General features: G+C 65.6%; 18 protein-coding genes. 13 read left to right on the forward strand and 5 right to left on the reverse strand.

What is annotated here, in order from left to right:
• The first annotated feature begins 70 nt into the window (after window positions 1-70).
• The 12 genes from R4P47_RS09910 to ppc all read left to right on the forward strand — a co-directional run bounded on the left by R4P47_RS09910 (window position 71) and on the right by ppc (window position 13,796).
• Window positions 71-1,324: a bifunctional 3,4-dihydroxy-2-butanone-4-phosphate synthase/GTP cyclohydrolase II gene (locus tag R4P47_RS09910; protein ID WP_149405834.1), complete on the forward strand. Its 1,254-nt coding sequence runs from the start codon at window positions 71-73 to the stop codon at window positions 1,322-1,324.
• Window positions 1,321-1,818 carry a 6,7-dimethyl-8-ribityllumazine synthase gene (ribH, locus tag R4P47_RS09915; protein WP_032398003.1) on the forward strand — a complete coding sequence of 166 codons (498 nt, stop codon included), beginning with the start codon at window positions 1,321-1,323 and terminating at the stop codon, window positions 1,816-1,818. Before R4P47_RS09910 ends, ribH begins: the two co-directional genes overlap by 4 nt.
• A 29-nt stretch (window positions 1,819-1,847) precedes the next feature.
• On the forward strand, window positions 1,848-2,306 hold the full coding sequence (locus tag R4P47_RS09920; RefSeq protein WP_317784740.1) for a PH domain-containing protein: 459 nt from the start codon (window positions 1,848-1,850) through the stop codon (window positions 2,304-2,306).
• A 71-nt stretch (window positions 2,307-2,377) separates the two neighbouring features.
• Window positions 2,378-4,468, forward strand: a complete 2,091-nt coding sequence (uvrC, locus tag R4P47_RS09925) for an excinuclease ABC subunit UvrC (protein ID WP_317784679.1) — start codon at window positions 2,378-2,380, stop codon at window positions 4,466-4,468.
• 56 nt (window positions 4,469-4,524) lie between these two features.
• Complete coding sequence (gene rapZ / locus R4P47_RS09930; RefSeq protein ID WP_094642373.1) at window positions 4,525-5,418, forward strand: RNase adapter RapZ; 894 nt, start codon at window positions 4,525-4,527, stop codon at window positions 5,416-5,418.
• The gene (locus tag R4P47_RS09935) at window positions 5,415-6,440 is read left to right on the forward strand and encodes a uridine diphosphate-N-acetylglucosamine-binding protein YvcK (RefSeq protein ID WP_149405832.1); all 1,026 of its coding nucleotides are present in this window, start codon (window positions 5,415-5,417) and stop codon (window positions 6,438-6,440) included. Before rapZ ends, R4P47_RS09935 begins: the two co-directional genes overlap by 4 nt.
• Window positions 6,431-7,414, forward strand: coding sequence for a DNA-binding protein WhiA (gene whiA, locus R4P47_RS09940; protein ID WP_068050529.1), 984 nt, complete (start codon window positions 6,431-6,433; stop codon window positions 7,412-7,414). The genes R4P47_RS09935 and whiA overlap by 10 nt, the downstream gene beginning before the upstream one ends.
• 120 nt (window positions 7,415-7,534) lie before the next feature.
• A complete protein-coding gene (gap, locus tag R4P47_RS09945; protein WP_032365753.1) occupies window positions 7,535-8,554 on the forward strand; it encodes a type I glyceraldehyde-3-phosphate dehydrogenase in 1,020 nt (339 codons plus the stop codon).
• Window positions 8,555-8,559: 5 nt separating this feature from the next.
• Window positions 8,560-9,771 carry a phosphoglycerate kinase gene (locus R4P47_RS09950; RefSeq protein ID WP_032377823.1) on the forward strand — a complete coding sequence of 404 codons (1,212 nt, stop codon included), beginning with the start codon at window positions 8,560-8,562 and terminating at the stop codon, window positions 9,769-9,771.
• A 3-nt stretch (window positions 9,772-9,774) separates the two neighbouring features.
• Window positions 9,775-10,560: a triose-phosphate isomerase gene (gene tpiA, locus R4P47_RS09955; RefSeq protein ID WP_068050527.1), complete on the forward strand. Its 786-nt coding sequence runs from the start codon at window positions 9,775-9,777 to the stop codon at window positions 10,558-10,560.
• Window positions 10,561-10,679: 119 nt separating this feature from the next.
• Window positions 10,680-10,913: a preprotein translocase subunit SecG gene (secG, locus tag R4P47_RS09960; protein WP_317784680.1), complete on the forward strand. Its 234-nt coding sequence runs from the start codon at window positions 10,680-10,682 to the stop codon at window positions 10,911-10,913.
• A 51-nt stretch (window positions 10,914-10,964) separates the two neighbouring features.
• Window positions 10,965-13,796: a phosphoenolpyruvate carboxylase gene (gene ppc, locus R4P47_RS09965; protein WP_317784681.1), complete on the forward strand. Its 2,832-nt coding sequence runs from the start codon at window positions 10,965-10,967 to the stop codon at window positions 13,794-13,796.
• A gap of 224 nt (window positions 13,797-14,020) precedes the next feature.
• Here ppc and pgl read toward each other — a convergent pair whose 3' ends face one another.
• Genes pgl through tkt form a run of 5 tightly spaced genes read right to left on the reverse strand, consistent with a single transcriptional unit; the run spans window position 14,021 to window position 20,455 of the window.
• Window positions 14,021-14,767, reverse strand: a complete 747-nt coding sequence (pgl, locus tag R4P47_RS09970) for a 6-phosphogluconolactonase (protein WP_317784682.1) — start codon at window positions 14,765-14,767, stop codon at window positions 14,021-14,023.
• Complete coding sequence (opcA, locus tag R4P47_RS09975) at window positions 14,760-15,668, reverse strand: glucose-6-phosphate dehydrogenase assembly protein OpcA (RefSeq protein ID WP_317784683.1); 909 nt, start codon at window positions 15,666-15,668, stop codon at window positions 14,760-14,762. Before opcA ends, pgl begins: the two co-directional genes overlap by 8 nt.
• Window positions 15,665-17,221, reverse strand: coding sequence for a glucose-6-phosphate dehydrogenase (gene zwf, locus R4P47_RS09980; protein WP_094615170.1), 1,557 nt, complete (start codon window positions 17,219-17,221; stop codon window positions 15,665-15,667). Before zwf ends, opcA begins: the two co-directional genes overlap by 4 nt.
• Window positions 17,222-17,227: 6 nt before the next feature.
• The gene (gene tal, locus R4P47_RS09985) at window positions 17,228-18,352 is read right to left on the reverse strand and encodes a transaldolase (protein WP_317784684.1); all 1,125 of its coding nucleotides are present in this window, start codon (window positions 18,350-18,352) and stop codon (window positions 17,228-17,230) included.
• 3 nt (window positions 18,353-18,355) lie between these two features.
• A complete protein-coding gene (tkt, locus tag R4P47_RS09990; protein WP_317784685.1) occupies window positions 18,356-20,455 on the reverse strand; it encodes a transketolase in 2,100 nt (699 codons plus the stop codon).
• A gap of 410 nt (window positions 20,456-20,865) precedes the next feature.
• On the opposite strand from tkt, the gene R4P47_RS09995 reads away from it, so the two are divergent.
• Window positions 20,866-21,873: a heme o synthase gene (locus tag R4P47_RS09995; protein ID WP_317784686.1), complete on the forward strand. Its 1,008-nt coding sequence runs from the start codon at window positions 20,866-20,868 to the stop codon at window positions 21,871-21,873.
• Window positions 21,874-21,890: the final 17 nt, after the last annotated feature.

Here is a 21,890-nt window from a genome sequence, read left to right on the forward strand (position 1 = left end):
CGCAATCGATGGTGCATCGGAGAATTTCCAGGGCGCTGAGCCAGGCCCGAGACGTATGGAGCACACCGTGGTGACCAGGTTCGACAGTATCGAGCGCGCAGTTGCGGACATCGCTGCGGGCAAAGCAGTGGTGGTCGTCGACGACGAGGACCGCGAGAACGAAGGCGACCTCATCTTCGCCGCCGAGAAGGCCACCCCCGAACTGGTCGCCTTCATGGTCCGCTACACCTCCGGTTACCTGTGCGTTCCGCTCTCCGGTGAGGACTGCGACCGGCTCGGCCTGCCACCGATGTTCGCCACCAATCAGGACAAGCACGGCACCGCGTACACCGTCACCGTCGACGCCCGCGAAGGCATCGGCACCGGAATCTCGGCCTCCGACCGGGCGGCCACGATGCGACTGCTCGCCGATCCCGACACCGGTGCCAACGACTTCACCCGGCCGGGCCACGTCGTACCCCTTCGCGCCAAGGACGGCGGAGTGCTGCGTCGCCCCGGCCACACCGAGGCGGCCGTCGACCTCGCCCGCATGGCAGACCTGAGGCCTGCAGGCGTCATCTGTGAAATCGTCAGCCAGAAGGACGAGGGCGCGATGGCCCAGACCGACGAACTGCGCGTCTTCGCCGACGAACACGACCTCGCTCTCATCTCCATTGCCGACCTCATCGCCTGGCGTCGCAAGCACGAGAAGCACGTCGTTCGCGTCGCCGACGCCCGAATCCCCACCAGCCACGGCACGTTCCGCGCCGTCGGCTACCAGAGCATCTACGACGAGGTCGAACACGTCGCGCTCGTCCGCGGCGACATCGCGGGCCCCGACGGGGACGGCAACGACGTGCTCGTTCGAGTGCACTCCGAATGCCTCACCGGCGACGTGTTCGGATCACTGCGCTGCGACTGCGGACCACAGCTGGACGCGGCCCTGGAAATGGTCGCCGCCGAGGACCGCGGCATCGTGCTGTACATGCGCGGACACGAAGGTCGCGGCATCGGTCTGCTGCACAAGCTCCAGGCCTACCAACTCCAGGACGCAGGCTCCGACACCGTCGACGCCAACCTGCAGCTCGGACTCCCCGCCGACTCGCGCGACTACGGAATCGGTGCCCAGATCCTCGTCGACCTCGGCGTGTCCTCGATGCGGCTGCTGACCAACAACCCCGCCAAACGAGTGGGACTCGACGGCTACGGGCTGCACGTGACCGAGCGAGTGCCGATGCCGTTGCGTGCCAACGCCGAGAACCTCACCTACCTGCGCACCAAGCGCGACCGCATGGGCCACGACCTCACCGGGCTCGACGACTTCGAAAATGGGACCACCTCATGAGCGGCGAAGGCGAACCCACCCTGCAGCTGGCAGGCGCGAGTGATCTCAAGCTGGCGATCGTGGCCGGTCAGTGGCACCAGAAGATCTCCCAGGCGCTGCTCGACGGTGCACTTCGCAAAGCCGAGTCGGCGGGGATCGAGGACGTCACGGTCATCCGTGTCGCCGGAGCCATCGAACTGCCCGTCGTCGCGCAGGCGCTGGCCCGCAACCACGACGCCGTCGTCGCTCTCGGCGTCGTCATCCGTGGGGGAACACCACATTTCGAGTACGTGTGCGACGCCGTGACGGCCGGGCTGACGCGTGTCTCGCTCGACGAGGGCACTCCGGTCACCAACGGTGTGCTCACCACCAACGACGAGCAGCAGGCGCTCGATCGCGCCGGACTGCCCGGTTCGTTCGAGGACAAGGGCGCACAGGCCACGGCGGCCGCGATCGATACCGCGCTGACTCTCAAGCACCTCCGCCAACCCTGGACGAATCAGGAGTTCACGTGACCGGCAGCGCACCGTCCGCCGAGTGGGACATGGTGGTGAAGTCGCGCAAGTCGGCCCGCTACGCCATCGCGACCGCGGTACTGCTCGTGGTGGCGCACTCGACCGTCGCCGTCCTGCTGCGAGTGTCGCCGACCGGGGTGTACTTCAGGACCGCCGACCAGCTCGCGATGGCGGGAATCGGAGTCCTTCTGGGAGGCCTGGCGCTGGTGCTGACGCGCCCGCGCATTCGCGTCGGGCCGGCCGGTGTCGCGGTACGGAACCTGTTGTCGGAGCGTCTGATCGAGTGGGATCTGGTGCAGGGGCTGTCTTTCCCGGACGGAGCGATGTGGGCCAGGGTCGACATTCCCGACGACGAGTTCATCAACGTGATGGCCATCCAGTCCAACGATCGTGACCATGCGGTCGCGGCGGTCCGACAGTTCCGCACCCTCGAACGCAAATACGCACCCGCCGCCTCCGTTCCGGACGTCGCGGCCGATCAGGACTGACGTCGTACCTCCGCGCCACAGCTGAGCTGCGGATGCGGAGAACGTCGGACCCGACGGCTAACGTGGATGCCGTGTCCGACCCCGCTACCTACCGCCCGGCCACCGGAACCATCCCAGTGGAGCCGGGGGTGTACAAATTCCGCGATCCGCACGGTCGCGTCGTCTACGTAGGAAAGGCCAAAAGCCTCCGCAGTCGGCTCAATTCCTACTTCGCAGACATCGCCTCGCTGCATCCACGTACTCGCCAGATGGTCACCACCGCAGCATCGGTGGAGTGGACCGTGGTGACCACCGAAGTCGAGGCCCTGCAGCTCGAGTACAACTGGATCAAGGAATTCGATCCACGGTTCAACGTCCGCTACCGCGACGACAAGAGCTACCCGATGCTCGCGGTGACGATGAACGAGGAATACCCGCGGTTGTTCGTCTACCGCGGACCGAGGCGCAAGGGCGTGCGGTATTTCGGCCCCTACGCGCACGCGTGGGCCATTCGGGAGACGCTGGATCTTCTGTTGCGGGTGTTCCCCGCGCGCACGTGCTCGACCGGAGTGTTGAAGCGCCACAGTCAGATCGGCAGACCCTGCCTGCTGGGATACATCGACAAGTGCTCGGCACCGTGCGTCGGCCGAGTCAGCGCCGACGAGCATCGGCGCACCGTCGAGGACTTCTGTGACTTCCTGGCCGGTAAGACGGACAAGCTCGTTCGTCAGCTCGAGAAGAAGATGCAGGCTGCGTCCGAGGACCTCGATTTCGAGACCGCCGCGCGTCTCCGAGACGACGTCGGTGCGCTGCGTCGAGCACTGGAGAAGCAGGCAGTGGTGCTCGGCGACGGCACCGACGCCGATCTCGTCGCCTTCGCCACCGATGCCCTGGAAGCGGCAGTTCAGGTATTCCACGTCCGCGGCGGCCGTGTGCGAGGGCAACGCGGCTGGGTGGTGGAGAAGGCAGGCGAGGTGATCGAACGCCAGGACGAGGCCGATCTGCCCGCTCTGGTCGAACAGTTCCTGACGCAGTTCTACGGCGAGCAGGCCGCCCTGTCCGCACAGGCACCGGGCGGCGACGACGGTGGATCCAATGCCGTCCCGAGGGAAGTACTGGTTCCGGTCCTGCCGGACAACGCCGACGAGGTTCAGGTCTGGCTCAGTGAACTCCGTGGCTCGAACGTGACCTTGCGCGTTCCGCAACGCGGCGACAAGAAGGCGTTGGCCGAGACCGTCGAGCGCAACGCCAAGGAGGCCCTGCAGCAGCACAAGCTCAAGCGTGCAGGCGACTTCACGTCCAGATCGGCTGCGCTGCAGGGTATTCAGGAGGCGCTGGATCTGGATTCCGCACCACTGCGTATCGAGTGCATCGACATCTCCCACGTGCAGGGAACCGACGTGGTGGCCTCGCTCGTCGTCTTCGAGGACGGACTGCCCCGCAAGAGCGACTACCGCCACTACGCGATCAAGGAAGCGGCAGGCGACGGGCATTCCGACGACGTGGCGAGCATCGCCGAGGTGACTCGTCGCCGATTCCTGCGACATTCGGCCGACGGTACGGCCGAGGGGACAGGGGGCGATCTGGCCCCCGAAGCGGCCTTGGATCCGCAGACCGGCAGACCACGAAAGTTCGCGTATCCACCCAACCTCTTCGTCGTCGACGGCGGTGCCCCTCAGGTGGCCGCCGCCGCAGCGGTACTGGACGAGCTCGGCGTGACCGACGTCGCTGTGGTCGGTCTGGCGAAGCGTCTCGAGGAAGTATGGGTTCCGGGGGAGGAGGATCCGGTCATCCTGCCGCGCACGAGCGAATCGCTCTATCTGCTGCAACGGGTCCGAGACGAAGCGCACCGGTTTGCGATCACGTTCCATCGCAGCAAGCGATCACGGCGGATGACGGCGTCGGCCCTCGATTCGGTTCGCGGACTCGGTGAGTCGCGTCGAACAGCGTTGGTGGCACACTTCGGTTCGGTCGCCAACCTCAAGCGTGCGACGGTCGCGGAGATCGTCGAGGTTCCGGGAATCGGAGAGACCACGGCCAAGTCGGTGCTGGCCGCGCTGGGTTCCGACACGGACGACGCCGATGTAGGCGATGATGGCAACGCAAGTGCAACGACATCGGGCGAGAACACGGCGGAACATGCGATCGCACCGCGTGTGGAATCGGCGGGACAGGCTTCGTAGTGAGCGAACACCAGACACAGAGACATCCACCGTCCGAAGAACACCTCGAGCAGTCCATCGAGGGGGAGTCGCAGCACGACGAGATCGAGGTGGCGTTGGTCACCGGGGTGTCCGGCGCAGGATTGCGCACTGCGGCCAAGATTCTCGAGGATCTCGGCTGGTACGTCGCCGACAACCTACCGCCGGAGCTCATCTCCAAGATGGTCGATCTCGGACGCGAGTCCAAGCCCAGAATCGAGCGTCTGGCACTGGTGATGGACGTTCGAAGCCGCCTGTTCACCGGCGATCTGGGCTGGGTGGTGAAAGAACTCGACTCCAAGGGCGTGCGCAACAGAGTGCTCTTCCTCGACGCGTCCGACGCCGTGCTGATCCGTCGATTCGAGTCCAACCGGCGTAGCCATCCCCTGCAGAACGACGGTCAGGACGGAACGCTGACCGAGGGCATCACCGCCGAACGGTTGCGACTCGCTCAGGTCAAGGCAGCTGCGGATCTCACGGTGGACACCACGTCCCTGTCCGTGCATCAACTCCGGCGCAAGATCGAGACGGTGTTCGGTGCGGCCGAGACCACAGGAGTGGGCGTCACCGTGCAGTCGTTCGGCTTCAAGTACGGCCTGCCGATGGACGCCGACCTGGTCTGCGACGTGCGCTTTCTGCCCAACCCACACTGGGTGCCCGAGCTGCGCGAACACACCGGCCAGGACGCGGACGTTCGCGATTACGTGTTGGGGCAGGACGGGGCACGCGACTACCTGCAGACGTACACGCACCTGCTGAATCTGACCATCGAGGGATACGTGCGGGAAGGCAAGAGGTACATGACGGTGGCCGTTGGCTGCACCGGAGGAAAGCATCGAAGTGTCGCGATGACCGAGGCACTGGCGGCAATACTCGCCGACCAGGGTGATGTGTCGGTGCGCGTGCTGCATCGGGATCTGGGTCGCGAATGAGCGAGGTCGACACCGAAGTACCGGCAGCGGGCCCCAGGATCGTCGCGCTCGGCGGCGGGCACGGCCTGTACGCCACGCTGTCGGCGGCCCGGCTGCTCGGTCCCGACGTCACCGCCATCGTCACGGTCGCCGACGACGGGGGATCCTCGGGGCGTCTGCGGGCCGAGCTCGGCGTCATTCCGCCCGGAGACCTGCGCATGGCACTGGCTGCGCTGGCACGATCGGACGAGAGGACGCAGCTCTGGACGGACGTCCTGCAGCACCGCTTCGGCGGCACGGGCGCTCTGGCCGGACATTCGGTGGGCAACCTCATCCTCGCCGGCCTCACCGAGGTACTGGGCGATCCGATCGCCGCACTCGACGAGATGGTGCGGATGCTCGGAATCGACGGACGGGTGCTTCCGATGTCGCCGATCGCACTCGACATCGAGGCCGATGTCTCCGGTCTGGAGGACGACCCACGCGTGAGCCGCGTCATTCGCGGACAGGTTGCGGTGGCGACGACTCCGGGCAAGGTTCGCCGCGTTCGACTGTTGCCACCCGAACCGCCTGCCTCGGCGGATGCACTCGCTGCGATCGAGAAGGCCGACCTCGTGGTGCTCGGACCGGGATCGTGGTTCTCCAGCGTCATCCCGCACGTGTTGGTGCCCGATCAGCTCGCCGCGCTCGCTCGCACGAGCGCGCCGAAGGTACTGGTGTTGAACCTCGCACCGGAGCTGGGGGAGACCACCGGATTCTCCGCCGAGCGCCATGTCCACGTACTCTCCCAACACGCACCGGATTTGGGAATCGACTACGTGTTGGTCGATTCCGCCTCGGTCCCGGAAGGCAGCAACCGCGAGCACGTGGCGCGGGCAGCGGCCCGGCTCGGTGCCGAGGTCGTTTACGTCGACGTTGCCGAAAACGGCACCCACGCACATCATTACGGCAAGCTTGCTGCGGCTCTCGGTTCCATCGTGTCGTCCACCGACGGCACCGCACCGACTACCGCACGCAGAGAGGGGATCACTTCGTGGCCATGACAGCGGAGGTCAAGGACGAGCTGAGCAGGCTCACCGTCAGTCAGGTCAGTTGCCGCAAGGCCGAGGTGTCCGCACTCCTGCGATTCGCCGGCGGATTGCACATCGTGGCAGGCCGAGTGGTGGTCGAGGCAGAGGTGGACCTCGGGTCCATTGCGAGACGGCTGCGTCGGGAGATCTTCGAGCTGTACGGCTACTCCTCCGACGTGCACATGCTCGGAGCGGGCGGGCTCCGCAAGACCTCTCGCTACGTGGTGCGCGTGGCCAAGGACGGCGAGGCACTGGCGCGGCAGACCGGCCTGTTGGACCTGCGCGGTCGCCCGGTTCGCGGCCTGCCCGCCCAGGTGGTCGGCGGCACGGTGGGGGACTCCGAGGCGGCATGGCGGGGCGCATTCCTGGCGCACGGTTCACTCACCGAACCGGGTCGGTCCTCGGCTCTGGAGATCAGCTGCCCGGGTCCCGAGGCAGCTCTCGCGCTCGTCGGAGCCGCTCGACGCCTCGGCGTGGCCGCCAAGGCACGCGAGGTCCGCGGCACCGATCGAGTGGTCGTCCGCGACGGCGAGGCGATCGGGGCACTGCTCACCCGCATGGGCGCACAGGACACCCGGCTCATCTGGGAAGAACGACGGATGCGACGCGAGGTCAGGGCCACCGCGAACCGGCTCGCCAACTTCGACGACGCCAACCTGCGCCGCTCGGCCAGGGCCGCCGTCGCCGCCGCAGCGCGCGTCGAGCGGGCCCTGCACATCCTCGGCGAGGATGTGCCGGATCATCTGGCCGCCGCGGGCTCGCTCCGAGTGCAGCATCGCCAGGCGTCGCTCGAGGAACTCGGCCAGTTGGCCGACCCGCCGATGACCAAGGACGCCGTGGCAGGCCGAATTCGACGCCTGCTGTCCATGGCCGACCGCAAGGCGAAGGAAACCGGAATTCCGGACACCGAGTCCGCCGTCACCGCCGAGTTGCTCGACGAGGCATGACCGGCCCGATCACGTGATGCGCGCGCTCTGCCTGCGCGCACACTAGGGTGGGAACCGCGTGTGGCACCCCGCACGCAGGCACAATCAGACATCTGTTTTCACAACTTTTAGGAGCGAACAGTGACGATCCGGGTAGGCGTCAACGGCTTCGGCCGCATCGGGCGTAACTTCTTCAGGGCTGTCGATGCGCAGAAGGCGCTCGGTACCACCGACATCGAAATCGTTGCTGTCAACGACCTGACCGACAACGCATCGCTCGCACACCTGCTCAAGTACGACTCGATCCTGGGTCGCTTGCCGCACGATGTCTCGCTCGAGGGCGAGGACACCATCGTCGTCGGTGGCCAGAAGATCAAGGCGCTGTCGCTGCGTGAGGGCCCGTCCGCACTTCCGTGGGGTGACCTGGGTGTCGACGTCGTCGTCGAGTCCACCGGCATCTTCACCGACGCTGCGAAGGCACAGGGCCACATCGACGCCGGTGCCAAGAAGGTCATCATCTCCGCGCCCGCCAAGGGCGAGGACATCACCATCGTGATGGGCGTCAACGACGACAAGTACGACGGCAGCCAGAACATCATCTCCAACGCGTCGTGCACCACCAACTGCCTCGGCCCCATCGCCAAGGTTCTCGACGACGAGTTCGGCATCGTCTCGGGTCTGATGACCACCATTCACGCGTACACGCAGGACCAGAACCTGCAGGACGGGCCGCACAGCGATCTGCGTCGCGCCCGCGCCGCAGCCCTGAACGTGGTGCCGACCGGCACCGGCGCGGCCAAGGCCATCGGCCTGGTTCTCCCGCAGCTGCTCGGCAAGCTCGACGGCTACGCGCTTCGGGTACCGATCCCCACCGGCTCGGTCACCGACCTGACTGCGCTGTTGAAGAAGAAGGCCAGCGCCGACGACATCAACGCCGCCATGAAGGCCGCAGCCGAGGGCCCCCTCAAGGGCATCCTGAAGTACAACACCGATCCGATCGTCTCCTCGGACATCGTCACCGACCCGCACTCGTCGATCTTCGATGCGCCGCTGACGAAGGTCATCGACGACCAGGTCAAGATCGTCTCCTGGTACGACAACGAGTGGGGCTACTCCAACCGCCTCGCCGACCTCATCGGTCTCGTCGGCAAGTCCCTCTGACACCGATGGCTGTCAAGACACTGCAGGATCTGCTCGATGCCGGTGTCGAAGGCCGTGGCGTCCTCGTGCGATCGGACTTCAATGTCCCGCTCGAGGACGGCACGATCACCGACCCCGGCCGCATCCAGGCGTCGATCCCGACTCTTCGGGCACTGGTCGAGGCGGGTGCCAAGGTCATCGTGACCGCGCACCTCGGTCGTCCCGACGGCAAGCCGGACGCGAAGTACAGCCTGGCTCCGGTCGCAGCGAAGCTCGGCGAACTGCTGGGCCGCCATGTTCAGCTCGCGGGCGACGTGGTGGGTCAGGACGCCGAGGCTCGGGCCGAGGGTCTGACCGACGGCGACGTGCTGCTGCTTGAGAACATTCGCTTCGATCCGCGCGAGACCAGCAAGGACGAGTCCGAGCGAGCTGCTCTGGCTCGTGAGCTCGTTGCTCTGGCCGGCGACGACGCAGCATTCGTCTCAGACGGATTCGGCGTCGTGCACCGTAAGCAGGCATCGGTCTACGACGTGGCGCAGTTGCTGCCGCACTACGCGGGCACTCTCGTCGCTGCCGAGGTCGAGGTACTGGCCAAGCTCACCGAGGACGCTGCGCGTCCGTACGCGGTGGTGCTCGGCGGCTCCAAGGTCTCGGACAAGCTCGGCGTCATCGAGGCGTTGGCCCCCAAGGTCGACACCCTCGTCATCGGCGGCGGTATGGCGTTCACTTTCCTTGCCGCGCAGGGGTATTCGGTCGGCAACTCGCTGTTGCAGGAGGATCAGATCGGGGTCTGCAAGGACCTGCTCGAGCGTTTCGGCGACGTGATCCACCTGCCCGTCGACATCGTCGTCGGAGACAAGTTCGCGGCGGACGCCGAGGCGAAGACCGTGAAGGCATCCGAGATTCCGGACGGCTGGATGGGTCTGGACATCGGACCCGATTCGGTCAGCCGTTTCGCCGTCGTCCTCTCGAATGCCAAGACCGTCTTCTGGAACGGACCGGCCGGAGTGTTCGAGTTCGACAAGTTCTCGGCCGGCACCAAGGGCATCGCCGAAGCGATCATCGGAGCCACCGAGAAGGGCGCGTTCAGCGTCGTCGGTGGCGGCGACTCGGCCGCTGCGGTACGCACCCTCGGACTGCCCGACGACGGCTTCTCGCACATCTCCACCGGCGGCGGTGCATCCCTCGAATACCTCGAAGGCAAGCAGCTCCCCGGCCTATCCGTCCTGGAGGCGTAACGCATGGCACGTAAGCCGCTCATCGCGGGCAACTGGAAGATGAACCTCAACCACCTCGAGGCCATCTCGCTGGTGCAGAAGATAGCATTCTCGTTGCCCGAGAAGTACTTCGACAAGGTCGACGTGACGGTGATCCCGCCGTTCACCGACATCCGCAGCGTGCAGACCCTGGTCGAGGGCGACAAACTCCTGCTCACCTACGGTGCACAGGACGTCTCGTCCGAGGACAAGGGTGCCTTCACCGGTGAGATCAGCGGATCGATGCTGGCCAAGCTGGGGTGCACCTTCGTCGTCGTCGGTCACTCCGAGCGACGCACGCTGCACAGCGAGGACGACGCCGTCGTGCTCGCCAAGACGAAGGCGGCCCTGAAGAACGGGCTCACCCCGATCGTGTGCATCGGCGAGGGTCTGAACATCCGTGAGGCCGGCGAGCACGTGGCCTACAACGTCGCACAGCTGCGCGGGTCACTCGAAGGACTGTCGGCCGACGACATCTCCAAGGTCGTCATCGCCTACGAGCCGGTGTGGGCCATCGGTACCGGCCGGGTCGCGTCGGCGTCGGACGCTCAGGAAGTGTGCGGTGCCATTCGTGAGGAACTGAAGGCGCTGTCCTCGGACGAGGTTGCTGCGGGCGTGCGAGTGCTCTACGGCGGCTCGGTCAACGCGAAGAACGTCGGCGAGATCGTAGGACAGCCCGACGTCGACGGCGCACTCGTCGGTGGCGCTTCGCTCAAGGCGGACGAGTTCGCCACGTTGTCGGCCATCGCCGCAGGTGGACCCCTGCCCTGATCGGCCATCGGCAACGCTGTACCGAACGGTTTTCGGACACCTCGCTTCGGCGGGGTGTCCGAAGCCGTTCGCGGGGCCAGGTAGGCTGCTGAAGGCATCGAATCGAGTTTGAGGTGGACATGGATCTGTTTCTGGATATTCTGCTGGTCGTCACCAGCCTGGCACTGATCTTGCTGATCCTGCTGCATCGCGGCAAGGGCGGCGGATTGTCCAGCCTGTTCGGTGGCGGAGTGCAGTCCAGCCTCTCCGGTTCCACCGTTGTCGAGAAGAACCTCGATCGCCTCACGGTCTTCACCGGCATCATCTGGCTCATCGCCATCCTCGGTATTGGTCTGGAGATCAAGTACAGCTGATCGGATTCGGCTCCGAGTGCGAGTTGGTGACGGAGCGACGATACTGGGTGGATGAGCGAATCCTCCTACGAGTCAGTCGGTTCCCCAGCCTTCGTCCCACCGACAGCTCAGGGTCGGGAGTTGACAGAGCCTCTCCGTGAGGACATCCGCTATCTCGGCGGCATCCTGGGTGAGATCATTCGCGAGCACGAGGGCGACGACGTCTTCGAGCTGATCGAGTCGGCTCGCGTCGAATCCTTCGCGGTACGCAGGTCGGAGATAGAACGCGACGATTCCGTCGGTCGCTACACCGACGTCGAAGTGGCACAGGCAGTTCCACTGATTCGCGCGTTCAGTCACTTCTCGCTGCTGGCCAATCTTGCCGAGGACCTGCACCGCGAACGTCGTCGAGCGATTCACCTCGACCGCGAGGACCCGCCACAGGACAGCAGTCTCGACGCCACCTGGCTCAAGATCGATGCCGCAGCACCGTCGCGTGAGCAGGTGGCCGCGGCCCTGACGGATGCGTTGGTCGCGCCGGTGATCACCGCGCACCCCACCGAAACACGTCGACGCACCGTGTTCGATGTGCAGTCGAAGATCACCGAGCTGATGCGGCGCCGCGATGTCGCCGCTGCGGCACGTGAGGGCAAGGCCGCCACTGCGGCGAAGGAACTGGCCGCCATCGACGTGCAGATCCGCAGGCAAGTACTGACCCTGTGGGAGACGGCTCTGATTCGGTTGTCGCGGTTGAGGATTCAGGACGAAATCGAGGTCGGCCTCCGGTACTTCGAGTCCTCCCTGTTCGATGTCATGCCGGCGTTGAACGCCGACGTGCGGGCAGCGCTGCGGGCACGGTGGCCCGAGGACGATCTACTGCCTCGCCCCATTCTCCGGCCCGGTTCCTGGATCGGCGGCGACCGCGACGGCAATCCGAACGTGACCGCAGAGGTGGTCCACACCGCGACCCATCAAGCGGGATACGTGGCGTTCGAGCATTACCTCGACGAATTGGTCGCGCTGGAGAAGGAATTGTCGATGTCCGCGCGTCTGGTGGATGTCACCGAGGATCTCAAGGCTCTGGCCGGCGCATCGACCGAGCCGGACGACCGTCGATCGGACGAGCCGTATCGCGTCGCCGTCGCCGGTATTCGGGCGCGGCTCACGGCCACCGCCCGGGCGGTGCTCGACGCGGTGCCGGTCTCCGGGATCGACCTCGGTGCGCAGAAGTACGCCGGTCCGCAAGACGTTCTCGACGACCTCGACGTCATCGATCGGGCTCTGCGGGCCGACGGGGATGCATTGATCGCCGATGATCGTCTGCTCCGGCTTCGGCAGTCGGTCGAGACGTTCGGATTCCATCTGCAGGCGTTGGACATGAGGCAGAACTCCGAGACACACGAAGAGGTGGTCGCCGAGCTGTTGGCCTGGGCCGGTGTCCACTCCGATTACATGTCCCTCGGGGAGGACGAGCGGGTCTCGGTTCTGTCGCAGGAACTTGCGACCAGGCGGCCGCTGGTCGGCCCCAACGCGCAGCTCAGTGAGCTCGCCACCAAGGAACTGGGCATCGTCATGGCCGCCAAGGAGGCCATCGACCACCTGGGCCCCGACACCATCCAGAACTACATCATCAGCATGTGTCAGTCGGTCAGTGACATGCTCGAAGCGGCGTTGCTGCTCAAGGAAGCGGGCATCTTCGACCCCGGCACCGACGGCTCGGCACCCACGTCGACGGTGGGTGTCGTGCCACTGTTCGAGACCATCGAGGATCTGCAGCAGGGTGCCGCGACCCTGCTCGCCACGCTCGACGTTCCGATCTATCGCGCGCTGGTCGCTGGGCGCGGCATGAACCAGGAAGTCATGCTGGGGTATTCGGACTCGAACAAGGACGGTGGATACCTCGCGGCGAACTGGGCGCTGTACCGCGCCGAGTTGGATCTGCTCGAGGCCTCACGCAAGACGGGTATTCGCTTGCGGCTCTTCCATGGTCGCGGCGGTACGGTCGGCCGCGGCGGCGGTCCCAGCTACGACGCGATCCTGGCGCAGCCGCCCGGAGTGGTACAGGGATCGTTGCGGCTCACCGAGCAGGGCGAGATCATCGCGGCGAAATACGCCGAGCCGTCCATGGCGCGCCGAAACCTCGAGTCTCTGGTTGCGGGAACCCTCGAATCGACTCTGCTGGATGTGGAGGGTCTCGGAGACGGCGCAGAAGCCGCATACGACATCCTGGACGACCTCGCCGCGAAGGCGCGTGCGGCCTACGGCCGGCTGGTGCACGAGGAGCCCGGTTTCGTCGAGTACTTCCGAACGTCGACGCCGGTAGCCGAGGTCGGCGAGCTGAACATCGGCTCCCGTCCGGCATCGAGAAAGCCGACGAACTCGGTGTACGACCTGCGTGCCATTCCGTGGGTGATGTCGTGGAGTCAGTGCCGCGTCATGCTCCCCGGGTGGTACGGCACCGGTTCGGCGTTCGAGGAGTGGGTCGGAGACGACGATTCCAAACTCGAGGTGCTGACCGACCTGTATCGAAAGTGGCCGTTCTTCCAGACCGTTCTGTCCAACCTCGCGCAGGTCATGGCCAAATCGGACTTGGGCATCGCGGCTCGGTACGCGGAGTTGGTTCCCGACGCAGACCTACGCGCGCGAATTTTCGGGATGATCGAAGCCGAACATGCCACGACGGTGCGGATGTACCTGAAGATCACCGGTCACAGTCGCCTGCTCGAAGACAACCCGTCGCTCGAGCGCTCGGTGCACAACCGGTTCCCGTACCTGGAGCCGCTCAATCAGATGCAGGTCGAGATGCTGCGTCGATACCGCAACGGTGACGACGACGAACGGGTCAAGCGAGGAATTCTGCTGACGATGAACGGTCTCGCGACGGCGCTGCGCAACAGCGGTTAGCCACGCACGAGGGGCGAGGAACCGGTTGTCGGTCGATCGCGTCCAACGAGGTATGACGCAGTGCTGCAGTTCGATCGATACCTGGAGAGACGGATCCGCCTACCGCATCAGCAGTAGGCGGATCGGTCGTTCGATATCAGGATATGCCCGGAGCGTCGGCGACTACGACTGCGAGCGGCCCGGATGTGACCCCGACGCTGCCGACCCCGATTAGTCGGGTGGGATCAGACGGTGTCCAGCTTGGACGCCGCGCCTGCATCGAGGAACCAGACCGTCGATTCGGTACCCAGTGCGCCGGCCGACGGGACGTCGTCGGAATCGGCCCCACCCACCGCAGCAGCGACGGCATCGGCCTTGTTCGCTCCCGAGACGAGCAACCACACGTGCTGTGCGCGGCGAACCGCAGGCAGCGTCAGGGTGATGCGTACCGGCGGGGGCTTGGGGGAGTCCTCGACCGCCACGACGAAGCGATGCTGCTCGCGCACCGCATCGGTGTGGGGGAAGAGCGAATTGATGTGGCCTTCGCCGCCCATGCCGAGGAGATGGACGTCGAACCGGGGCGTCGGCTCACCTTCGGATCCGGAATGCAGGATCTGCGCATACGTTGCCGCGGCCACCTCGGGGTCGCTTCCGTGCGGTCCGTCCGATGCGGCCATCCGGAACACCCGATCCGGATGGACATCGACGTGATCGAGCAGCGCCTCCGCGGCCTGAACCTCGTTGCGCTCGGGATCGCCCGAGGGCAGGAAGCGTTCGTCACCGAAATAGATGTCGACTCTGCCCCAGTCGATCGAGCCGGAGTCCGTACGCAGCGCCTCCAGCAATGCGATTCCGGTGCCGCCGCCGGTCAGCACCACCGACGCGGTGCCTCGCTCGGCCTGGGCGGCTGTGACCACGTCGACGAAGCGAGATCGTGCTGCGTCGACCAGTGCCTGCGCGTCCAAGTACTGAAGTACCGATGTCTTACTCATAGCTCACTTTCGACAGTCCGTGCAGGGCGAGTTCGTAGATCTCGTCCGTGTCGAGTCTGCGTAATTCCTCGGCGAGGCACTCGCGCGTGTTGCGCCGAGCGAGTGCAACTTCCGCGTCCGGCTGACCGGTCCGCCGCAGGGTTGCGGTCTTTCCGGTCTGCGGGCGCGTCAGCGAAATGCTGCTGTTCTCTCGGATCAGCTCCACCTTCAGCTCACCCGCCCGGCGGTAGACCGGCACGTCCAGTTTTGCCGCCAGCCAGCCGGCCAGGATGTCGAGTGCGGGCTCCTCGGCCAGTCCCGACACCGTGGCCGAGACGACGGCCTCGAACGGGGCCTGGTCGAGCGCGGTGGCCAACAGACCACGCCAGTAGGTGATGCGACTCCAGGAGAGATCGGTGTCACCCTCGGTGTAGCTGCTGAGCCGTCCCTTGATCGTCGCGGTGGTGTCGGGGGAGTTCGTCGCATCGGTGATCCGCCGAATTGCCAAGCGCCCCAACGGATCCTTCGCCGGAACGGTCGGTGCCTCGTCCGGCCACCAGGCCACGATCGGGGTATCGGGCAGCAGGAACGGGATGACGACACTGTGCTCGTGATCGGCGAGTTCGCCGTTCAGGCGCAACACGACGACCTCCGATGCACCGGCGTCTCCGCCCACACGGATCTGTGCGTCGAGGCTCGATTCTGCGGATCGGTCTCCGTGAATGAGCACGATGACGCGGCACGGATGCTCGCGGCTGGCCTCGTTCGCTGCGTCGATCGCCCGTTCGGCCTTGGCCGGATCACGGCTGGCGACGATCAGTGTCAGCACCCGGCCGATGGTCACCGCACCGCCTGCTTCGCGCACCTCCACCAACTTCTTGCCGACCTCGGCCGTCGTCGTGGCGGGGATGTCGACAATCACGGTCTTCTCCATTCGCGTCCGGTGCGGTGCATCATCTCGTCACCCGAGGAAGGCCCCCAGGTACCGGCTTCGTACGGTTCCGCGGTGCCGCCGGAAGCCCAGAATTCCAGAATGGGATCGAGGATCTTCCACGACAGTTCCACTTCGGCATTGACCGGGAACAGCGACGGCTCACCGAGCAGCACGTCGAGGATGAGGCGTTCGTACGCCTCGGGCGAGGATTCGGTGAACGCCTGGCCGTAGCTGAAGTCCATGCTGACGTCGCGCACCTGCATGCTCGAGCCCGGCACCTTGGAGCCGAACCGCATCGTCACGCCCTCGTCGGGCTGGACTCGGATCACCAACGCGTTCTGACCGAGTTCCTCGGTCATCGTGGCGTCGAACGGTAGGTGCGGAGCGCGTTTGAACACCATCGCGATCTCGGTGACTCGACGCCCGAGTGCCTTGCCGGTCCGAAGGTAGAACGGCACCCCACCCCAGCGTCGCGTATCCACCTCCAGGGTGATGGCGGCGTAGGTTTCGGTGTTCGACTCGGAGTCGAAACCCTCTTCCTCCTTGAGCCCCTTCACCTTCTGGCTGCCCTGCCACCCCGCGGAGTACTGACCGCGCGCCGAGGTTCGATCGAGTGGCTCGGCAAGTTTGGTTGCCGAGAGCACCTTGATCTTCTCCGACTGCAGTTCCTTGGGGTTGAAGCTGACCGGCTCCTCCATCGCGGTGATGGCGAGAAGCTGCAGAAGGTGGTTCTGGATGACGTCGCGGGCGGCACCGATTCCGTCGTAATACCCCGCGCGACCGCCCAATCCGATGTCCTCGGCCATCGTGATCTGAACGTGGTCGACGTAATGCGCATTCCAGATCGGATCGAACAGCTGGTTGGCGAAGCGCAGTGCCAGGATGTTCTGCACTGTCTCCTTGCCGAGATAGTGGTCGATCCGAAACACGGTGTCCTCGGGGAACACTCGGTTCACGACCGCGTTGAGCTCTTTCGCGCTCTGCAGATCGTGTCCGAACGGCTTCTCGATCACCACGCGTCGCCAATTGCCGTCCTTGCTCTGCGCCAGTCCCGAGCGCGAGAGCTGCTCGAGGACGACGGGGAACGCGCTGGGTGGGATGGACAGATAGAAGGCGTGATTGCCGCCGGTGCCGCGGGTCTCGTCGAGCTCGGTCAGTGTTCGTGACAGCTCGTCGAACGCGTCGTCGTCGTCGAAGGAGCCTTGGACGAACCGGAATCCCTCGGCGAGGGTGTTCCACACCTCCTCGCTGAACGGCGTTCGCGCGTGATCGCGCACGGAGTCGTGCACGATCTTGGCGAAGTCCTGGTTCTGCCATTCCCGCCGGGCAAACCCGACCAGGGCGAAACCGGGGGGTAGAAGCCCCCGGTTCGCCAGGTCGTACACCGCAGGCATGAGCTTCTTACGCGCGAGATCGCCGGTCACTCCGAAGATGACCATGCTGCACGGGCCCGCGATGCGGGGGAGCCGCTTGTCTCGCGCGTCGCGGAGAGGGTTGAGCCAGTCCGCGGAATGGAGAGGTTCGGTTTCTGCGGTGGGCACAGTCGATCAGCTCTTCTGACCTGCTTGGCGAAGCTGCTCGCCGGTGGCCTCGAGCAACTCGTTCCAGGCGGCCTCGAACTTCTGGACGCCTTCGTTCTCCAACGTCAGGAAGACGTCGGTGATGTCGATACCGAGCGCCGAGATGCGGTCGAAGATCTCCTGCGATTCCGGTCCCTTGCCCGAAACGGTGTCGCCGACGACCTCGCCGTGATCGGCAACCGCGTCCATGGTCTTCTCCGGCATCGTGTTCACCGTGTTCGGTGAGACGAGCTCGGTGACGTACATGGTGTCGGGGTAGGCGTCGGACTTCACGCCGGTCGACGCCCACAGCGGACGCTGCGGACGCGCGCCGCTACCGACGAGCTCGCGGAATCGAGGAGCGACCTCGAAGATCTGCTGGTACGCCACGTAGGCGAGGCGCGCGTTCGCCAGAGCGGCCTTGCCCTTGAGTGCCTCGGCATCGGGGGTGCCGATCGCATCGAGTCGGGAATCGATCTCGCTGTCCACGCGGGAGACGAAGAACGACGCGACCGAGTGGATCTTGTCGAGGTCGTGACCGGCTGCGCGCGCCTTTTCGAGACCCTCGAGGTAGGCGTTCATCACCAGTTCGTAGCGCTCGACGGAGAAGATCAGCGTGACGTTGACGCTGATTCCCTCGCCGATCACCTTGGCGATTGCGGGGATTCCGGCCTCGGTGGCCGGGATCTTGATGAGCAGATTCGGGCGGTCGACGATCTTCCACAGCTCGACGGCCTGCTCGTACGTCTTGTCGGCATCGTGCGCCATGCGGGGATCGACCTCGATCGACACCCGGCCGTCCACGCCTGCACTTGCCTCGTACTGAGGCATCAGGATGTCGCAGGCCTCGCGAACGTCGTCCGTGGTGACCGTGCGGATCGTGGTCTCGACGTCGGCACCTTCACCGGCGAGCTTGGTCACCTGCTCGTCGTAGGCATCGCCCGTGCTCAGGGCTGCCTGGAAGATCGACGGGTTGGTGGTCACTCCGACGACGCTCTTGGTGTCGATCAGGTCTTTCAGGTTGCCCGAGCGGATGCGATCACGGGACAGGTCGTCCAGCCATACCGAGATTCCGGCGGCGGAGAGCTCTGCGAGATTCTTGTTCTGGGTCATGAACTATCCCTTCACATTGGTGATGGAGCGCTGTGCGGCTGCGGTGACGGCCTCGGCCGTGAAGCCGAACTCGCGGAAAAGTGTTGCAGCGTCGGCAGATTCGCCGTAGTGCTCGAGCGAGATGATCTCGCCGAAGCCGCCGACGATCTTCCACCACGGCATCGCGATGCCGGCTTCGATCGACACCCGGGCCTTGACGGTGGGCGGGATCACCTGGTCGCGGTAGTTCTGATCCTGGCTCTCGAACCACTCGACGCACGGCATCGAGACGACGCGGGCGGCGATGCCCTGCGCCTCGAGCTGCTTCTGTGCCTCCACGGCGTACTGCAGCTCGGAACCGGTGCCGATCAGCACGACGTCGGGGGTCGCCTTGGACGACTCGACGAGGATGTATCCGCCCTTGGAGACGCCCTCGTAGCTGGTGCCCTCGAGAATCGGGATGCCCTGACGCGTCAGTGCGAGGCCGACGGGTCCGCTGCTGCTGGACTTGGCCAGCACTGCCTGCCATGCGAACGCGGTTTCGTTGGCGTCACCGGGGCGTACCACCGACAGGTTGGGGATGGCCCGCAGCGCGGCGAGATGTTCGACCGGCTGGTGCGTCGGGCCGTCCTCGCCGAGGCCGACGGAATCGTGTGTCCACACGTAGATGGGGTCGATGTCCATCAACGACGCGAGCCGAACTGCGGGCCGCATGTAGTCGCTGAACTGCATGAATGTTCCGCCGTACGCGCGGGTCGGTCCGTGCATGACGATGCCGGACAGGATGGCACCCATCGCGTGCTCACGGATGCCGAAGTGCAGCGTGCGGCCGTACGGCTCGGCGTCCCAATCGTCGGTGGAGATCGACCTGGGGCCGAAGGACTTCGCGCCCTTGATCGTGGTGTTGTTGCTGCCTGCGAGGTCGGCGGAGCCGCCCCACAGTTCCGGAAGAACCGGTCCGACGGCGTTGAGAACCTCGCCCGACGCCGCACGTGTCGCGACGGCCTTGCTGCCGGGCTCCCAGGTGGGCAGAACGTCGGTCCAGTTCTCGGGCAACGTGCCCTGGGTAAGGCGATCGAGCAGCTTCTTGCGCTCGGGCTCGCGCGCGGCCCAGGCGTCGAACTCGACGGTCCACTCGGCGTGGGCCTTGCGGCCGCGTTCCTGCAACTTGCGGGTGTGGCCGATGACCTCGTCGGTGACCTCGAACGTCTTGGCGGGGTCGAAATCGAGTGCCTGCTTGACCTTTGCGATCTCCTCGTCGCCCAGTGCGGCACCGTGGACGGCACCGGTGTTCATCATGGTGGGGGCCGGGAAGCCGATGATGGTGCGCAGCACGATGATCGACGGCTTGTCGGTGACGGCCTTGGCAGCCTCGACGGCCTCTTCGATCGCGGTGACGTTCTCGCCGCCCTCGACCACCTGGACGTGCCAGCCGTAGGCCTCGTAGCGCGCGGCGGTGTTCTCGCTGAGGGCGATGTCGGTGGAGTGCTCGATGGAGATCTTGTTGTCGTCGTAGAACAGGATCAGGTTGCCGAGCTGCTGCGTACCGGCCAGCGACGACGCCTCGGACGTGACGCCTTCTTCGATGTCGCCGTCGGAGGCGATCACGTAGATGAAGTGGTCGAACGGACTCTCGCCGAGTGCAGGCTCGGGATCGAACAGGCCACGCTCGCGGCGCGCCGCCATGGCCATACCCACGGCGGAGGCGAGTCCCTGACCGAGCGGGCCGGTGGTGATCTCGACGCCGTCGGTGTGGCGGAACTCGGGGTGCCCGGGAGTCTTGGACTTGTAGGTGCGCAGCGCCTCGATGTCGGCGAGCTCGAGTCCGAAGCCGCCCAAGTAGAGCTGCAGGTACAGCGTCAGGCTCGAGTGTCCACACGAGAGGACGAATCGGTCGCGGCCGATCCAGTGCGTGTCGGTGGGGTCGTGGCGCATGGTGCGCTGAAAGAGGGTGTAGGCGAGAGGGGCCAGGCTCATCGCGGTTCCGGGGTGGCCGTTGCCGACCTTCTGCACTGCGTCCGCTGCCAGAACACGAACGGTGTCGACCGCTCGGGTGTCCAGGTCCGTCCAGTCGCTCGGGTGGTGCGCCGTGGTGAGGACGTCAATATCGTCTGTGATCGACACGAGCAGAAATCTCCTGACATTCGTTCGAGTTGTGGCTCCGAGGATCGTCGCTCGGCGACCTCTGCGATGCGCCTGGGTGGAGCGCGCACGCAGTCGGTGCCGAAGGACGTCCCCCACCAGCCTAGTTCCGTCCGACCCTACTGTCGTGCCTTCCCCCGGGCGATTGCGCGCGGGTTACTCGTAGGCGACGTATTCCTCACTTTGGGTGCCCTGCGAATTGGAGGTGCAAACCCAGCCGTCTACCATCGGTCGTAGTAGGCGTACGTTCGTCGGCTGCCGCGGTAGCGAGCGCGGGGGTCGGCGCGTGCGCGAAGGCGCCGAAGTGTCGCCATCGAGAGTCAACCCGCGTGCCGGTGGCATGCGAGCAAGTGGCCGAGCGCCAGAGAACGACAGTCGTGCGAGGAGACGCAGTGCGAATTGGGCAGCAGCCGGGCGGACACGGTTTCGCCGGCGGCCCCGGATTCGGAGCAGACGACGAGGGTGAGCCCACGCAGGCCGCGCCGGCGACGTCCGCCCCGCGCAGAGCATTCGCACTCTTTCTTGCGTATGTCGCGCTCACGAAGCCCCGGGTCATCGAACTCCTCCTCGTCACGACCATTCCGGCGATGCTGCTGGCCGACCGAGGAAACGTCGATCCCTGGCTGATCCTCACCACCCTCTTCGGCGGAATGCTGGCCGCAGCCAGCGCCAACACTCTGAACATGGTCGTCGACGCAGACATCGACAAGGTGATGAAGCGCACCGAGAAGCGCCCACTCGCGCGCGGTGCCATGCCCGTCTCGCACGCCCTGATCTTCGGGCTCGTCCTGGGCGTGTTCTCGTTCTTCTGGCTGTGGGCCACCACGAATCTGCTCAGTGGCGTGCTCGCCGTCGTGACGATCTGCTTCTACATTTTCGTCTACACGCTCGTGCTCAAACGGCGCACCTCGCAGAACGTGGTGTGGGGCGGCGCGGCCGGATGTATGCCGGTGATGATCGGTTGGTCCGCCGTGACCGGCACGATCGGGTGGCAGGCGCTGGTGATGTTCCTGGTGATCTTCCTGTGGACACCGCCGCACACCTGGGCCCTCATGCTCCGCTACAAGGAGGACTACCAGGCCGCCAACGTGCCGATGCTGCCTGCTGTCGCCTCGGAAACGAAGGTCACCAAGCACATCGTGCTCTACGCGTGGGCCACCGTTGCCGCAACGCTCGCGTTGGCCCCGGGCTCGGGCATCGTCTACGCAGCCGTCGCTGTGGCGTCGGGAGTGTGGTTCCTCGTCGTGGCCCACCGTCTCTACGCAGGCGTGCGTGCGGGAACTCCGGTCAAGCCGCTCAAGCTGTTCATTCTCTCGAACGAATACCTGGCACTGGTGTTCTGCGGCTTGGCCGTCGACTCTGTTCTCGGCTGGCAGACGCTCGCTCAGGTCCTTTCCTGAGCGAGCCGTCCGGCACA

It is taken from the genome of Rhodococcus sp. IEGM 1370, from assembly GCF_033142325.1.
Taxonomy (GTDB): domain Bacteria; phylum Actinomycetota; class Actinomycetes; order Mycobacteriales; family Mycobacteriaceae; genus Rhodococcoides.

Coding starts and splice junctions, on each gene's coding strand:
- tal (WP_317784684.1), bottom strand. CDS start 18,352: ATGACCCAGAACAAGAATCTCGCAGAGCTCTCCGCCGCCGGAATCTCG.
- R4P47_RS09935 (WP_149405832.1), top strand. CDS start 5,415: ATGAGCGAGGTCGACACCGAAGTACCGGCAGCGGGCCCCAGGATCGTC.
- R4P47_RS09950 (WP_032377823.1), top strand. CDS start 8,560: ATGGCTGTCAAGACACTGCAGGATCTGCTCGATGCCGGTGTCGAAGGC.
- secG (WP_317784680.1), top strand. CDS start 10,680: ATGGATCTGTTTCTGGATATTCTGCTGGTCGTCACCAGCCTGGCACTG.
- tpiA (WP_068050527.1), top strand. CDS start 9,775: ATGGCACGTAAGCCGCTCATCGCGGGCAACTGGAAGATGAACCTCAAC.
- R4P47_RS09920 (WP_317784740.1), top strand. CDS start 1,848: ATGGTGGTGAAGTCGCGCAAGTCGGCCCGCTACGCCATCGCGACCGCG.
- ppc (WP_317784681.1), top strand. CDS start 10,965: ATGAGCGAATCCTCCTACGAGTCAGTCGGTTCCCCAGCCTTCGTCCCA.
- pgl (WP_317784682.1), bottom strand. CDS start 14,767: ATGAGTAAGACATCGGTACTTCAGTACTTGGACGCGCAGGCACTGGTC.
- ribH (WP_032398003.1), top strand. CDS start 1,321: ATGAGCGGCGAAGGCGAACCCACCCTGCAGCTGGCAGGCGCGAGTGAT.